Annotated in this window: 4 tRNA genes; all 4 read right to left on the reverse strand. The window is 46.0% G+C overall.

The annotated features are described in order from the left end of the window. Window positions 1-236 precede the first annotated feature (236 nt). The 4 genes from ELS82_RS25795 to ELS82_RS26610 all read right to left on the reverse strand — a co-directional run bounded on the left by ELS82_RS25795 (window position 237) and on the right by ELS82_RS26610 (window position 581). A tRNA-Val gene (locus ELS82_RS25795) sits at window positions 237-312 on the reverse strand. 37 nt (window positions 313-349) lie between these two features. Then, window positions 350-425, reverse strand: a tRNA-Ala gene (locus tag ELS82_RS25800). Window positions 426-435: 10 nt separating this feature from the next. Further along, window positions 436-511: transfer RNA gene (locus ELS82_RS25805), tRNA-Lys, on the reverse strand. Window positions 512-513: 2 nt separating this feature from the next. Beyond that, window positions 514-581 (reverse strand) — tRNA-Glu (locus ELS82_RS26610).

The raw sequence follows: 581 nt of genomic DNA on the forward strand, positions 1-581 counted from the left end.
GTTGTCTGCATTTTTATACATGTGCAGACTCGATTTTGCCGGACTCAATTTTGAATAGTCACTTAAAGTGACATTCCCAAGAACACTTGAATGTGTTTTTTGGTGTTTGTCATAAAGACAAACATTGAGAACTTTACAATCAACAATACATTGTTGATTTGTCAGCTTTCCAAATTGTTAAAGAGCTAGTTTCTAATGAAACCATTTTTAAACACACTCGCAAGAATGCTTAAAGATGGTGGGCGATACCGGGCTCGAACCAGTGACCCCCTGCTTGTAAGGCAGGTGCTCTCCCAACTGAGCTAATCGCCCATATTAGTTTTACTTCTTATAGGAAGAAGTTCTCGAATGGTGGAGCTATGCGGGATCGAACCGCAGACCTCCTGCGTGCAAGGCAGGCGCTCTCCCAGCTGAGCTATAGCCCCATCGAGAAAATGGTGGGTCGTGCAGGATTCGAACCTGCGACCAATTGATTAAAAGTCAACTGCTCTACCAACTGAGCTAACGACCCAATGGTATCCCGTAGGGGAGTCGAACCCCTGTTACCGCCGTGAAAGGGCGGTGTCCTAGGCCTCTAGACG

The sequence above is a fragment of the Vibrio ouci genome, assembly GCF_004551525.1.
GTDB lineage: Bacteria > Pseudomonadota > Gammaproteobacteria > Enterobacterales > Vibrionaceae > Vibrio > Vibrio ouci.